The sequence below is a fragment of the Shewanella sp. 1311 genome (genome assembly GCF_059338235.1).
Genome location: NZ_CM181686.1, coordinates 2598508 through 2613467, shown reverse-complemented (window position 1 = coordinate 2613467; position 14960 = coordinate 2598508). Strand labels below are relative to the sequence as shown.

The 14960-nt window shown below is 45.1% G+C and carries 13 protein-coding genes; 5 read left to right on the top strand and 8 right to left on the bottom strand.

Features of this window, described 5'->3' with window-relative positions; genetic code table 11:
• Positions 1-110: 110 nt before the first annotated feature.
• From mnmG to rpmH, 7 genes are all read right to left on the bottom strand, one after another.
• The gene (gene mnmG / locus AC5YB3_RS11775) at positions 111-2000 is read right to left on the bottom strand and encodes a tRNA uridine-5-carboxymethylaminomethyl(34) synthesis enzyme MnmG (protein ID WP_012588971.1); all 1890 of its coding nucleotides are present in this window, start codon (positions 1998-2000) and stop codon (positions 111-113) included.
• 439 nt (positions 2001-2439) lie between these two features.
• Positions 2440-2880 carry an FMN-binding protein MioC gene (gene mioC, locus AC5YB3_RS11770; RefSeq protein WP_006083832.1) on the bottom strand — a complete coding sequence of 147 codons (441 nt, stop codon included), beginning with the start codon at positions 2878-2880 and terminating at the stop codon, positions 2440-2442.
• A gap of 267 nt (positions 2881-3147) precedes the next feature.
• A complete protein-coding gene (gene mnmE / locus AC5YB3_RS11765; protein ID WP_012197887.1) occupies positions 3148-4509 on the bottom strand; it encodes a tRNA uridine-5-carboxymethylaminomethyl(34) synthesis GTPase MnmE in 1362 nt (453 codons plus the stop codon).
• A 127-nt stretch (positions 4510-4636) separates the two neighbouring features.
• The gene (gene yidC / locus AC5YB3_RS11760) at positions 4637-6262 is read right to left on the bottom strand and encodes a membrane protein insertase YidC (RefSeq protein WP_006083830.1); all 1626 of its coding nucleotides are present in this window, start codon (positions 6260-6262) and stop codon (positions 4637-4639) included.
• Positions 6263-6265: 3 nt separating this feature from the next.
• On the bottom strand, positions 6266-6520 hold the full coding sequence (gene yidD / locus AC5YB3_RS11755; RefSeq protein ID WP_006083829.1) for a membrane protein insertion efficiency factor YidD: 255 nt from the start codon (positions 6518-6520) through the stop codon (positions 6266-6268).
• The gene (gene rnpA, locus AC5YB3_RS11750) at positions 6487-6843 is read right to left on the bottom strand and encodes a ribonuclease P protein component (protein ID WP_006083828.1); all 357 of its coding nucleotides are present in this window, start codon (positions 6841-6843) and stop codon (positions 6487-6489) included. The genes yidD and rnpA overlap by 34 nt, the downstream gene beginning before the upstream one ends.
• A 15-nt stretch (positions 6844-6858) precedes the next feature.
• Positions 6859-6996: a 50S ribosomal protein L34 gene (gene rpmH / locus AC5YB3_RS11745; protein WP_006083827.1), complete on the bottom strand. Its 138-nt coding sequence runs from the start codon at positions 6994-6996 to the stop codon at positions 6859-6861.
• A gap of 446 nt (positions 6997-7442) precedes the next feature.
• Between rpmH and dnaA the strand changes: the two genes are divergently transcribed.
• From dnaA to gyrB, 4 genes are all read left to right on the top strand, one after another.
• Complete coding sequence (gene dnaA / locus AC5YB3_RS11740; protein WP_006083826.1) at positions 7443-8831, top strand: chromosomal replication initiator protein DnaA; 1389 nt, start codon at positions 7443-7445, stop codon at positions 8829-8831.
• Positions 8832-8850: 19 nt separating this feature from the next.
• On the top strand, positions 8851-9951 hold the full coding sequence (gene dnaN, locus AC5YB3_RS11735; protein ID WP_006083825.1) for a DNA polymerase III subunit beta: 1101 nt from the start codon (positions 8851-8853) through the stop codon (positions 9949-9951).
• A gap of 201 nt (positions 9952-10152) precedes the next feature.
• Positions 10153-11235, top strand: coding sequence for a DNA replication/repair protein RecF (gene recF / locus AC5YB3_RS11730; RefSeq protein ID WP_011845334.1), 1083 nt, complete (start codon positions 10153-10155; stop codon positions 11233-11235).
• 16 nt (positions 11236-11251) lie between these two features.
• Positions 11252-13669 carry a DNA topoisomerase (ATP-hydrolyzing) subunit B gene (gene gyrB / locus AC5YB3_RS11725; RefSeq protein ID WP_006083823.1) on the top strand — a complete coding sequence of 806 codons (2418 nt, stop codon included), beginning with the start codon at positions 11252-11254 and terminating at the stop codon, positions 13667-13669.
• An 85-nt stretch (positions 13670-13754) separates the two neighbouring features.
• Here gyrB and AC5YB3_RS11720 read toward each other — a convergent pair whose 3' ends face one another.
• Positions 13755-14417, bottom strand: coding sequence for a glutathione S-transferase family protein (locus AC5YB3_RS11720; RefSeq protein ID WP_226060068.1), 663 nt, complete (start codon positions 14415-14417; stop codon positions 13755-13757).
• A 240-nt stretch (positions 14418-14657) separates the two neighbouring features.
• Between AC5YB3_RS11720 and AC5YB3_RS11715 the strand changes: the two genes are divergently transcribed.
• Complete coding sequence (locus tag AC5YB3_RS11715) at positions 14658-14960, top strand: c-type cytochrome (RefSeq protein WP_226060067.1); 303 nt, start codon at positions 14658-14660, stop codon at positions 14958-14960.

Genomic DNA, 14960 nt, shown 5'->3' with positions numbered 1-14960 from the left:
CCTCAACAAAGATACGATTATGAACGCGAAGGCTATTATGAAGCCCGAAAACGATGAAGGGAAGCCTGAATGCTTCCCTTCTATGACCTAAGTAGCTATTAAGCTAGCTTTTACGCACTCTTACGTAATAAGCCACGCTTTTTGAGGTGAACCAACAAAATTGAAATAGCCGCAGGGGTAATACCAGAGATCCGTGACGCTTGGCCTATGGTTTCTGGTTTGTGGTTATTTAACTTAGCAATCACTTCGTTCGACAAGCCCGGTACTTCTTTGTAATCGAGCGTCAAAGGTAAACCTGTGTTCTCATTACGCACGGCTTTGTTGATCTCTTCCTGCTGGCGTTGAATATAACCAGAGTACTTCACTTGGATCTGAACTTGTTCAGCTGCTTGTGGATCTTCAAGCCCAGGACCAAAACCTTCAATCTGCATTAACTTGCTGTAATCCATTTCTGGACGACGCAATAACTCTTCAAATGACGCTTCTCGAGAGATCGGCGTATTCAAATGTGGGTTTAACGCATGGATCAAAGGCGAATTTGGATGTACCCATTGGCCACGCAGTCTTTGCAGTTCAAGTTCAATGGATTCTAACTTCTCGCTAAATGCTGCCCAGCGAGCGTCGTCGACTAAACCAAGTTCGCGACCTTTGGCCGTTAAGCGAATGTCTGCGTTATCTTCACGGAGTAATAAACGGTATTCGGCACGGCTAGTAAACATGCGGTACGGTTCTTTGGTACCTAGAGTCGACAGATCGTCAACCAGTACTCCAAGATACGCTTCATCGCGACGTGGACACCAAGCTTCTTTGCCTTGCACTTGCAGTGACGCATTCATGCCCGCTAATAAACCTTGAGCACCGGCTTCTTCATAACCGGTTGTGCCGTTTATTTGGCCAGCGAAGAATAACCCATTGATCGCTTTGGTTTCTAATGAGTTTTTCAGATCTCTTGGATCGAAATAATCATATTCGATCGCATAACCTGGACGCATGATTTCTGCGTTTTCCATGCCCTTGATCGAACGTACTAAATTCAGCTGTACATCGAAAGGTAAGCTGGTCGAGATCCCATTAGGGTAGATCTCATTGGTATTTAACCCTTCAGGTTCGATAAAGATCTGATGCGAAGATTTATCCGCAAAGCGGTGGATCTTGTCTTCAATCGATGGGCAATAACGTGGGCCAATACCCTCGATTACGCCAGAATACATAGGGCTTCTATCTAAACCACCACGAATAATTTCATGGGTTTTTTCATTGGTATGAGTGATCCAGCAAGAAATCTGCTTTGGATGATGACTTACGTCGCCCATAAACGACATCACAGGTAACGGAGAATCACCTTTTTGTTCAGCCATTTGAGAAAAATCTATCGTGTTTGCATCGATACGTGGTGGGGTACCGGTTTTTAAACGGCCCACGCGGATCGGTAACTCACGTAAACGATTGGCTAAGGCAATGGCTGGTGGATCGCCTGCACGGCCACCGCTGTAGTTCTCTAACCCTATGTGGATTTTGCCGCTTAAGAATGTGCCTGTTGTTAACACAACGGCTGGAGATTCAAAGGCTAATCCCATTTGAGTCACTACGCCAACGACTTGATGATTTTCAACAATTAAGTCATCAACTGCTTGTTGGAAAATACGTAAGTTAGGTTGGTTTTGTAATATGTTTTGGATTTTTTGACGATACAGCGCACGGTCAGCTTGTGCACGTGTCGCTCGTACTGCTGGGCCTTTGCTTGAATTCAAGGTTCTAAATTGGATCCCTGCATAATCGGTTGCGATCGCCATTGCACCGCCTAAGGCGTCAATTTCTTTCACTAGGTGGCCTTTGCCTATGCCACCGATCGCTGGATTACATGACATTTGTCCTAACGTATCGATATTGTGCGTTAGTAATAATGTTTTTGATCCCATTCTTGCTGCTGCCAACGCGGCTTCAGTTCCGGCATGACCACCACCAACAACAATTACATCAAACCGTTCATGAAAATGCATGCCACTACCTTCAATTGCTAAGAGACTCAGTACGAGCCGAGTATTTTAGCATTTGCTTTGCCCTAGGTGAATGATCATTTTACGCTGTTCGATCGAGATGATCCGGACTAATAGATCTTAAGATCTTTATATAGATCTTCTTATTATGTTTACTATTAGGATCGCGTTTTTCTGTGCATAACCCAAATTCAGTATATAAATCATTAATTAGCGCGATCTTGATCCTGTGATCTGATCGCGATCTAACGCCATTAAACATGGGGATAGATCGCCTACTTATCCACAGGGTGGATCATTAAGCAGATCGGAGTGTGAATAGTACAGAGGTTGATCAGATCTAAATAATAGCTTATCCACATGTTTATACTTTAAATAAGTAAATTGTGGATAAATAGAATCTAAACTGTACATAGATCGCGACCTTATCCCATAGGCGATCTTAAATCTCCTGTTGCCATTGTGCTAACCATGCAAGGGCTGGGTCTTCTGGCACGGGATCAAGCTGTACATCGATCTGGATCTTATCCACAAAGGCTTTAGCATCGCAGTCTTGAATGGCTGAAATTAATTTTTCAGGGCCTTGGCAAAAGGTGTCGTAACTTGAGTCGCCAATTGCACATAAGGCAAAGTTCACTTGGCTGAGATCCGGTTTTTGCTCGGTAATTTCATTGAAAAAGGGCTGGATATTATCTGGAAGATCACCTGCGCCGTGGGTAGATGACACGATAATCCACAGTGCATGGGTGTCGATTTCACACAGAGTTGGGGTTAAATGCACTTGAACTTGGTGCCCTTGATCCGTTAATTGCGCCATCATTTCGTCGGCGACATACTCTGCACTGCCCAATGTTGTGCCGACTATTACTTCAATCTTTGCCATTTATGACGATACCTTTTATGGATAATCTCGCTGAAATACACTCGTTTACTGCCTTTTTGGGGCTGTATTCGGGCGCTAATACGGCTTCATCATAAGGTAAAACCAGGCTTGTCTCTATGAGATGGTGTGTAAATCTGGGATTTATGCGCGTAAAGCGAGAGGGATATCAGGAAGATATATAAGCGGGATTATGAGCTTTTAGTTAAAAGAAAGGCTTGTTGAGCACAACAAGCCTTAGCTAGAAAAGCAGTTCACATGGCGAGAACATTACTTCCCGATACAGAAAGAGCTGAAAATCTTGCCGAGTAGATCATCAGAAGTGAAGCGACCAGTGATCTCTGATAGTGCTAATTGGCACATACGTAGCTCTTCCGCCAGCAGCTCTCCGGCAAGGTAAACCTCTAACTGTTCTTTACCCAATTGCAGGTGTCCTGCGGCTAATTCAAGGGCTTCTAAGTGACGACGACGGGCGATAAAGCCACCTTCGAGATTACTTTGATAACCCATAAGTGACTTCAAGTGTTGCTTTAATTCTTCAACACCTAAGCCTGTTTTTGCCGAGATCCGGTAGACGCTATAACCTTGTTCTTCGGTCATCATTAAGTCTTCGCCAGTAAGATCGGCTTTATTACGGATCACTGTCACGCCTAAATTGGAGGGCAGGCGATCGACAAAGTCAGGCCAAATCGTATGGGGATCGACGGCGGCTGTTGTCGTGCCATCCACCATAAATAGCACACGATCGGCGCTGTTTATTTCATTCCATGCGCGTTCAATACCAATTTGTTCTACCGTATCATTGGTATCACGCAAGCCTGCGGTATCAATAATGTGCAGCGGCATACCATCTAAATGGATATGTTCACGTAATACGTCGCGTGTTGTACCGGCAATTTCAGTCACAATGGCCGACTCTTTACCCGCTAACGCATTCAGTAAGCTTGATTTTCCGGCATTGGGACGACCGGCAATCACCACTTTCATCCCTTCACGAATGATAGAACCTTGCTTGGCACTGGCTTGCACTAGGTCAAGTTTGTCGATGATTTTATAGAGTGCATTGGCAATTTTGCCGTCACTTAAAAAGTCGACTTCTTCATCGGGGAAATCAATTGCGGCTTCAACGTATAAACGCAGGTTAGTGACTTGGTCCACCAGCTCGTGGACTTCCTTAGAAAATTCACCTTGTAGTGATTGCAGCGCGCTTTTAGCGGCTTGTTCACTGGTGGCGTCGATAAGGTCGGCAATGGCTTCGGCTTGGGTTAAGTCGAGTTTATCGTTCATAAAGGCTTGTTCGCTGAACTCACCTGGTTTTGCGATACGAATACCACCGACTTCCATTACACGTTTGATCAGCATGTCGAGGACAATTTGGCCGCCGTGGCCTTGAAGTTCCAAGACATCTTCGCCAGTAAAGGAATTCGGTCCTTTAAAAAACAGCGCTATGCCTTGGTCTATTACTTGGCCCGATGCACTTTTAAAATCGCAATAATCGGCATATCGGGTTTTAGGAAGATGACCTAATACGGCCATAGCGACATCACTGGCCTTGTCGCCTGAAATTCGAATGATGCCAACGCCGCCACGTCCGGGCGCGGTGGCTTGAGCCACGATAGTGTCAGTTGTCACGGAAATACCCACCAAACTAATATCTACTAAATTATGTAAAGGAAAAGGCGGCCAATTAAGCCGCCTTTTAGTGTCATTCGTTCACATTAATCTGTAACGATGCGCTAGAGTCTTGCAAATCTTAGGCTTATTTTAAGCCTTTTTTCGCCAGACCTGCATAAATAATCTTCTGTTGCGTGATAGCAACTATGTTACCCACTAACCAGTACAGTACTAGACCCGCTGGGAACCAGAGGAAGAAAACGGTAAAGATCACTGGCATCCACTGCATCATTTTCACTTGCATTGGGTCCATAGTCGGTGCAATAGGTTGCATCTTCTGCATCACAAACATAGATACGCCCATCAGCAACGGCAATATGTAGTAAGGATCTTGTACCGATAAATCGTGGATCCACAACATAAAGGGTGCGTGACGTAATTCGAAGCTTTCTAACAATACCCAGTACAAGGCAATGAAGATTGGCATCTGTAAAATAATAGGTAAACAGCCACCCATAGGGTTAACTTTTTCTTTCTTATACAGTTCCATCATGGCCTGACCCATCTTTTGACGGTCATCACCAAAGCGTTCTTTCAAGTCAGTCAGTTTAGGTTGCAGGTTACGCATCTTCGCCATTGAGGTGTACTGCGCTTTTGTTAGCGGGAACAGTAAACCACGAACGGTTAAGGTAATCAGAATAATAGCCATACCCCAGTTACCGACGAATGATTGATAGAACATCAATAGCCAGTGAATAGGTACAGCTAACCACCATAGGAAGCCGTAATCGACCACTAGGTTTAAGGTATCAGAGATGGCTGACAGTGCTTTTTGATCCTTAGGACCAACGTAGAACTGTGAGCTAATTTCTTGAGTCGCACCAGGTGCAATATCATATACCGCGCCGCGGAAACCAATATTGGCTAAACCGCCCGCACTGACACTAGAGAAAATTGTGTTGCTGTCGGTAGCCGGTGGGATCCAAGCTGAAACGAAATAATGTTGTAGCATGGCAGCCCAACCGCCCAACGTCGCTTGGTTCAGGTTGCTTTTCGCCATGTCATCAAATTTGTATTTCTCATAACGTACATCTTGCGTAGAGAATGCACCACCACGGTAGGTAGGCATAACCATGCTGCTTTCAGACGGTTTAATCGTTTGTTTAATTTGACCGTACATCTGAACTTGCAGCGGAGCCGCTGAAGTGTTGTTGATTTTATAGTCAACATCGACGTTGAACTTACCGCGATGGAATACAAACACTTTAGTGTATGTCACGCCATTGTCGGCTACATAAGTTAATGGCACTTCTAAAGTGTCTTGACCTTCAGCTAAGGTATATTCAGTCGCTGCAGTGCTAAATGCGGCACGGCCTTTGGCGCTACTGTCGATACCATCGCGACCTATAAGACCGCTCTGGGCTATATAAGTGAAATCTTTCGTTTGCTCAAGCAACACGAAGGGTTGATCTTTATCCTGTTCCATCTTGTGCGAAACTAACGCAGCAAAAACAATGTCGCCACCGATTGGATTAATTTGAACATCCAACTGGTCGGTTTTCACGGTAATCAGTTTGCTGGTTGCTGTCACTGCTGCAGGAACACCTGTATCAGCTTCTGGAACATCGGCACTGTGTGAGTTTGCCGCGTTCGCCACTAAGGACGATTCGGTTGCAACTGGTTTAGGAGCTTTGTCTGCTTGCCACTGTTGCCACAGCAAAAAGCTGACAAACAGTAGTCCTATGAGCAATATATTGCGTTGAGATTCCATAGCCTATTTATTACACCTGTCATTTTTAGGGGGGACGGGATCACTACCGCCGGGATGTAAAGGGTGACATTTTAATATGCGTTTCAATGCAAACCAACAACCTTTCGCGGTTCCATGCACTTTTATTGCTTCAATAGCGTAGTGAGAGCAGGTGGGATTGAAACGGCATCGAGGGCCCAGTATAGGGCTTATGAATACTTGATAGCCACGAATTAACGTGGTCGCTAGCCATTGTAGCGGCGACTGAGTTTGCGCCATAGCTTTTCTATCAATTTGTTGATTTCAGCGTTTTCCATTTCCATCACGCCATTTCTGACAAGCACAACAATATCAAGATGAGGAATGTCGTGTTGATTTAAGCGAAAACTATCTCTGATCACACGCTTAATACGGTTACGTTGATTGGCGCGTTTTACAAAGCGTTTGGCAACAGTAAGGCCCATACGCGGATGTTGTTCCGTGTTAGGAATAGCGAGCAAGGTAATTTCAGCAGAAGATGCTTTGATGGGATTGGAAAATACAGATTTAAATTGCGCGGGAGTTAACAAACGTAACTCCCGCGAAAAGGTATAGCTAGTCAACTAGTTACCCACTTATTAAGCAGATAAACGAGCGCGACCTTTCGCACGACGACGTGCAAGCACCTTACGGCCGCCTACAGTAGCCATACGAGCGCGGAAGCCGTGAGAACGCTTGCGCTTCAGGTTGCTAGGTTGAAAAGTACGTTTACTCATGATGGCAATCCGTCTTTGTTAATTAGTGAACATATCCTTATCTCTAGGATAGAGGTAAGGGCAAAAAAGAGGCCGAATTGTAATCACAATACTTAGTCACGTCAACAACGAAAGTAAGTAAGTGCTTTATTTCTGCCAGCGTATCCTTTGATCAATCCCCAGAATACACCATAAGATGTGGATAACTCTGTGTACGGACACTACATATAGTAGTGCAGGGGATCTTCGAGCCGATCGAAGGGGCGCCATTATAGATCAATGTGGATCGCTTAATAAAGCAGGATTTGCGGATAGTGCAGAATAAAAGGATCGTTTTGGATCTTTGATGATCGAGGATATCCACACAGAATGATCTCGCTGGGGATAAATATTTTTTAAGGATAGCGATCCTTGAGATCTCGCTATAGAATACACCTCTTTTTTGATGATCTTTTGGGGATAACTAAGTGGCTGTTTCACTTTGGCAACAATGTATCGGACGATTGCAAGATGAGCTTTCTGCTCAGCAGTTCAGTATGTGGATCAGACCGTTACAAGCCGAAATGGATGGAGATACTCTGGTGCTTTATGCGCCCAACCGCTTCGTGCTTGATTGGGTCAGAGATAAGTACATCAATATCATTAATCAGTTCTTTACTGAGCAGATGGGCAGCGATGCACCTAAATTGCGTTTCGATATTGGTAGTCGTCCTTCGGCGAAAAAGCCAAGTGTGCCAGCACCTATAGCGCCAACTCGTGTAGCAAATACCCAAACTAAAGCGACTGTAGGCACGACGTTTAACGTCCAAGCCGAGCCGATGGCGAACGCGAATCACCGCAGTAACATCAATCCTAGCTACCAGTTTGATAACTTCGTAGAAGGTAAGTCGAACCAATTAGGTAAGGCTGCGGCGTTGCAAGTGGCTGAAAATCCAGGTGGTGCTTATAACCCATTATTCTTATATGGCGGAACAGGTTTGGGTAAGACTCACTTGTTGCACGCTGTCGGTAACGGGATCATTAAAAATAATCCGAATGCCAAAGTGGTTTACATGCATTCCGAGCGTTTTGTCCAAGACATGGTTAAAGCGCTGCAAAACAATGCGATCGAAGAATTTAAACGTTACTACCGTAGCGTCGATGCTTTGTTTATCGATGATATTCAATTTTTTGCCAATAAAGACAGATCCCAAGAAGAATTCTTCCATACCTTCAACGCCTTGCTTGAGGGGAATCACCAAATTATTTTGACTTCAGATCGTTATCCAAAAGAGATCGACGGTGTTGAAGACAGATTGAAATCGCGTTTTGGTTGGGGTTTAACCGTGGCGATTGAGCCACCAGAGTTAGAAACCCGCGTGGCGATTTTGATGCGTAAAGCCCAAGAGAGTGGCATTAACTTGCCCGATGAAGTGGCCTTCTTTATTGCTAAACGTTTACGTTCAAATGTGCGTGAGCTAGAAGGGGCGTTAAACCGCGTTATCGCTAACGCTAACTTTACTGGTCGACCAATTACCATTGATTTTGTTCGTGAAGCTTTGCGTGACCTCTTGGCACTTCAAGAAAAATTAGTCACTATAGACAATATTCAGAAAACCGTAGCTGAATACTACAAGATCAAGATGGCTGATATGTTGTCTAAGCGCCGTTCACGCAGTGTCGCGCGGCCTAGACAAGTGGCAATGGCGTTATCTAAAGAATTAACTAACCAAAGCTTGCCGGAAATTGGTGATGCTTTTGGTGGTCGAGATCACACCACAGTGTTGCATGCCTGTCGTAAGATTGCTCAGCTACGGGAAGAGAGCCACGACATTAAAGAAGATTATGCTAATTTGATTAGAACCTTATCTTCTTAAAACAAGGAATTTGGACACTATGAAATTCTCAATTGATAGGGATGCCCTATTAAAGCCGTTGCAATTGGTGTGTGGTGCGGTAGAAAGACGCCATAATTTGCCCATTTTGTCTAATCTCCTTGTAGAAGTAAGTGGTCACTCACTTAAGCTGACCGGAACAGATTTAGAAGTCGAACTTGTGGGCCAAGTTGTGGTTCACGGTGATATCGAAGAAGGTCGTACTACGGTTCCGGCTAAAAAGCTGCTCGATATTGTTAAGTCTTTGCCAGAACAAAGCGAGCTGAAAGTCGAGCAACAAGATAATAAATGGTTGCTGCGTTCAGGTCGTAGCCGTTTTTCCTTAGCGACGTTGCCCGCAGAAGAATATCCCAACGTTGAAGCCTTCCAAGCTGAGATTGAATTTAGCTTGAAGCAGGGCGTATTGAAGTCGATTATCGACTCAACGCAATTTTCTATGGCTAACCAAGATGTGCGTTATTACCTCAACGGTTTATTGTTTGAAACTGAAGGTAATGTGTTGCGCGCGATTGCGACCGACGGCCACCGTTTGGCCTTAAGTCACCGCACGATTGAAGCACAATTACCTGAAAAACAAGTCATTGTTCCACGCAAAGGCGTAATGGAAATGGCGCGTTTATTGGAGTCGGACGATCTCGATATCGCGATTGCCATTGGTGATAATGCCATTCGTGCCACTACGGCTAACACTGTATTTACCAGTAAATTAGTTGATGGCCGCTTCCCTGATTATCGCCGTGTATTGCCAAAGGGCGGTGATAAAATAGTGATTGCGAGTCGTAATCACCTGAAGCAAGCGCTGACCCGCGCATCGATTTTATCTAACGAAAAATTCCGTGGTGTGCGTATTCAACTCGAAAATGGTCTGCTTAAGATCACCGCTAACAATCCTGAACAGGAAGAAGCGGAAGAGATCATCGATGTGGAATACAACAACCAAGCCTTAGAAATTGGTTTTAACGTCAGTTATTTACTCGACGTGCTCAACAACCTTAAGTCCGATGATGTGCGTATCACGCTCATTGATGGTAACTCCAGCGCCTTAATCGAAAACCATTTGGAAGAAGATTCCATGTATGTGGTTATGCCGATGCGCTTATAAACCATCGATTTTTACGTTACCCGTGTTTGTACCTCTGTCTTCGATGTCTATGCCGCTTAACGGCGGCGTAGTGTTTAATACGCAGCATTGGCCATTCCTTCACTCATTTACCGATAGCCTTAGCCTGTGGCAGCGATTGAGTTGCCTGTTAAGTGTTATGAATCCTTGCCTTCGCCGTTTACGCGGCTTAATGAGTAATGCATGAGCCTGACCCGTCTCAATATCGAAGCGTTTCGCAACATTCAGTCCGCACAGTTAATCCCCGCACCTGGGATTAACTTGATTTATGGCCAAAATGGCAGCGGCAAAACCAGTATTCTTGAGGCGATTTATTTCCTCGGTATGGGGCGTTCGTTTCGCAGCCATTTATCCCAACGAGTGATTAATAACGACGACGATAAGTTAACACTCTTTGCGACCTTAAATTTAGCGCGCGGTGACAGCAAAATCGGTTTGCGCCGATTTCGTAGTGGTGAGACCGAAGTGAGAATCGACGGCGAAAAAGTCAAACGTCTGTCGACATTAGCCGAAACGTTACCTATTCAAGTGATCACTCCTGAAAGCTTTTCTTTACTGTTTGAAGGCCCAAAATCCCGTCGACAATTTATCGATTGGGGCGCATTTCATGCTGACCCACAGTTTTATGGCGCTTGGACGAATGTTCGCCGCGTTCTTAAACAAAGAAATCAATTACTTAGAAATGGCTCAGCCTACAGTAATATTCAATTTTGGGACCAAGAGTTTGTGCGTTATGCCGAGCAGGTTACAGAAATACGAAACCATTATGTAGACTCGTTAAATGAGCTACTTAAGGGTATAATCGGGGAGTTTTTACCGAGTGTAGATGTGAAGGTTTCATTTACGCGCGGCTGGGATAGTAAAACGGATTTTGCAGAACTACTCGAAAACCAATATTCCAGAGATTTGGCCACAGGTCATACCGTCAGCGGTCCCCATAAAGCTGACCTTAGACTTCGTGTAGGCACTTTGCCGGCGCAGGATGCCCTGTCCCGTGGTCAATTGAAATTATTAGTCTGTGCACTGCGTATTGCACAGGGAAAGTTGCTCAAACAACAAATAGATAAACACAGTATTTATCTTGTGGATGATCTTCCGTCCGAGTTGGATGCACAGCATAGGCAGCTATTGCTTAAGCAGTTAACGGATACCGGAGCACAAGTTTTTGTGACCGCCATCGATCCTGCTGCAATAGTCGATTCGTTACACACGCCTCCCAGTAGGATGTTTCATGTGGAACAGGGACGTGTAACGGTAATTGAATAACCATTGAGAGAATAATATGTCAGAGAATAGTTACGATTCTTCGAGTATTAAGGTCCTTAAGGGCCTTGATGCAGTACGTAAGAGACCTGGGATGTATATTGGTGACACCGACGACGGTACGGGTCTACATCATATGGTGTTCGAAGTAGTCGATAACTCTATCGATGAAGCCTTAGCCGGCCACTGCAGCGATATTACCATTACTATCCATGTCGATGGTTCGGTTTCTGTTAAGGATGACGGCCGTGGTATTCCGGTCTCTATCCATGAGGAAGAAGGCGTATCGGCAGCAGAAGTTATCATGACGGTATTGCATGCCGGCGGTAAGTTCGACGATAACTCCTATAAAGTGTCTGGCGGTCTCCACGGTGTGGGTGTATCGGTTGTAAACGCTTTATCTAAAAAGCTGCAAATGACTATTCGTCGTGCAGGCAAAGTGTACGAGCAGTTTTATACTCACGGTGTGCCTGATGCGCCAATCAAAGAGATTGGTGATGCGACTAAAACCGGTACCGAGATCCGTTTTTGGCCAAGTGAAGATACCTTTAGCGATGTCGAGTTTCACTTTGAAATTTTGGCAAAGCGCGTGCGCGAACTGTCATTCCTTAACTCAGGCGTAGGTATTCGTCTGGTTGATGAACGTGACAACAAGAATGAATTCTTTAAATACGAAGGCGGTATTAGCGCATTCGTAGATTATTTGAACCGTAATAAAACCCCCGTCAACAAAGACGTATTCCACTTTATGCAAGAGCGTGAAGATGGCATTACCGTTGAAGTGGCTATGCAGTGGAATGACGGTTATCAAGAAAATATTTTCTGTTTTACCAACAACATTCCACAGCGTGATGGTGGTACTCACTTAGTCGGTTTCCGTAGTGCGTTGACACGTAACCTCAACAGCTACATGGAAAACGAAGGCTATAACAAGAAAGGCAAAACTAGCGCGACTGGCGACGATGCCCGTGAAGGTTTGACTGCCGTTATCTCTGTTAAAGTGCCTGATCCTAAGTTCAGCTCGCAAACCAAAGATAAACTGGTTTCTAGTGAAGTGAAAACCGCGGTTGAACAAACCATGGGTGAGAAGCTGAACGATTATCTGCTGGAAAACCCAGCCGATGCTAAGTTGATTGTCGGTAAGATTGTCGATGCAGCCCGTGCCCGTGAAGCGGCGCGTAAAGCCCGTGAAATGACCCGTCGTAAAGGCGCACTCGATTTAGGTGGTTTGCCAGGTAAGCTGGCCGATTGCCAAGAAAAAGATCCTGGTCTTTCAGAAATTTACATAGTGGAAGGTGACTCTGCTGGCGGTAGCGCTAAGCAGGGACGTAACCGTAAAAACCAAGCGATTCTGCCACTGAAAGGTAAAATTCTAAACGTTGAGAAAGCCCGCTTCGATAAGATGTTGTCTTCTCAAGAAGTGGCCACACTGATCACGGCGCTTGGCTGTGGTATTGGTCGCGACGAATATAACCCAGATAAAACCCGTTATCACAACATCATCATCATGACGGATGCTGACGTCGACGGCTCGCACATTCGTACCTTGCTGTTGACCTTCTTCTTCCGTCAAATGCCTGAATTGATTGAACGTGGTTATGTGTATATTGCTCAGCCACCACTATTTAAAGTGAAAAAGGGCAAGCAAGAACAGTATTTGAAAGACGAGCCAGCATTGACTCAATATCTCACGACTCAAGCATTGGATGGCACTATTGTGTACCCAACTCAAGGTGCGATTGGTATGTCAGGTGAGCCGTTAGAGCGTTTAGTGACTCAGTATCGTGAAGTGGAAGCCATTGTTGCCCGTTTAGAGCAGCGCTATCCAACGCACATTACTAACCGTATGCTTTACCACCCAATGATCACCAACGATATGTTGGCCGATGAAGGCAAGATGAAAGAGTGGATCGATGCCTTTATCCATGAGCTGGTGGAAATGGAAAGCAGCGGCGTACTGTATTCTGCTGAGCCGATTCTCGATCCTGAGCGTAAAGTGTATCTGCCTAAGATCACCATTCGTAAACACGGTATCGATACTAACTATTTGTTTACTTATGACTTCTTCCAATCAAGCGATTATCAACGTATCGGTAAGTTAGGTGCGGCCTTGGATGGCATGATTGAAGAAGGCGGCTATGTACAACGCGGCGAACGTGTTAAAGAGGTCGGAAGCTTCCTTGAAGCCCTAGATTGGACGATTTCTGAAGCCAAACGCGGCTTATACATTCAACGTTATAAAGGATTGGGTGAGATGAACCCTGAGCAATTGTGGGAAACTACAATGGATCCTGAATCACGCCGTATGTTGCAAGTCACGATTGATGACGCCGTGGGTGCCGATCAGTTGTTCACTTGTTTGATGGGTGACCAAGTTGAACCTCGCCGTGAGTTTATCGAAGCGAACGCATTGAACGTGGCTAACTTAGACGTGTAGTGCTAGATGCGCAATGCGTGTTAGTACGTGAATGATTAAGGGAAAGCCAAGGCTTTCCCTTTTTTATTTCTATGATTTATCTCTTCTATCGATCAATACCCGCTTCATCAGCTGCAACAATTTCAGTCTCAGCTTTAGCCGCACTCATCCACGCCTGCATTTCCGGACAGCTGATCACATGCTGCATATAGGCACTGCTTGCCTGCGAGACTTCAACACCGTAGGTGAGAAAGCGCATGACCACAGGCGCAAACATCATGTCGGCAATCGACCATTGGCCAAATAACCAAGTACCTTCCGCATGTGATGGGGCGAACTCGGCCATTTGTGCTGACCAAATCGCATCGATGCGCTCAATGTCTTTGCGGACCGCATCAGTGAGCTCAACATAACGGCTCGCACGTATGTTCATTGGTAGAGCGTTACGCACGGCATTAAAGCCAGAATGCATTTCACTGGCAATCGATCTAGCCTTGGCTTTTTGTTTAGGATCTTGCGGCCATGCACTACCGGCAAGATAGGTGTCGTTGAGGTATTCGCAAATCGAGAGTGAATCCCATACCGTGATATCGCCATCGACTAATGTCGGTACTTTTAACGTCGGCGAAATGATTTTTAGTTGCTGATAAAAGCTGTCGGTATCGAGTTGCAGTAATACTTCGTTGAACTGCACGCCAGATTTCGCGGCCATTAACCAAGCCCGCAGTGACCAGCTAGAGTAGTTTTTATTGCCAATATAAAGATCCATTGTTTGTCCTTGAGTGAAATGCCGAGTGTTTCTGCAAAGCTACTATATGGGCTCATTTCACCTATGACTAATGAATATTTTACCCTTTCTACATCCGCTAATACGCGTCATTTCTCTTGAGCTTTCGAATCACTTTTATTGAATTTAAACCACTCACCGCATTGGGATAATTTAAGCATATCTTAATTACTTCGTTCGATGGAACTCGTCGGGATGAAGACTAACTGATGAGAACTGTGGATGTGGCTTCGAGTGATCTATCCGGCGAGCGTGCTGATATTAATGTTACCAGCTGTGGTAAACGCCGATGAGGCTAATAAGTTATTGAACATGTGTAAGGCCTGCCATGGCGAGTCTGGCGTGAGTCGTTTTGAGCATATTCCTAACATTGGATGGCAAAACTCGGATTACCTGTTGAAGCAGCTTCGAGCCTTTAAGACGGGAAATCGCCAAGATCCCACTATGACTAAAGTCGCCCAATTGTTGAGCGAGGCTGATATGCAGCAGATGGCGGATTACTTTTACCTCGGAAAGGGCAAATAA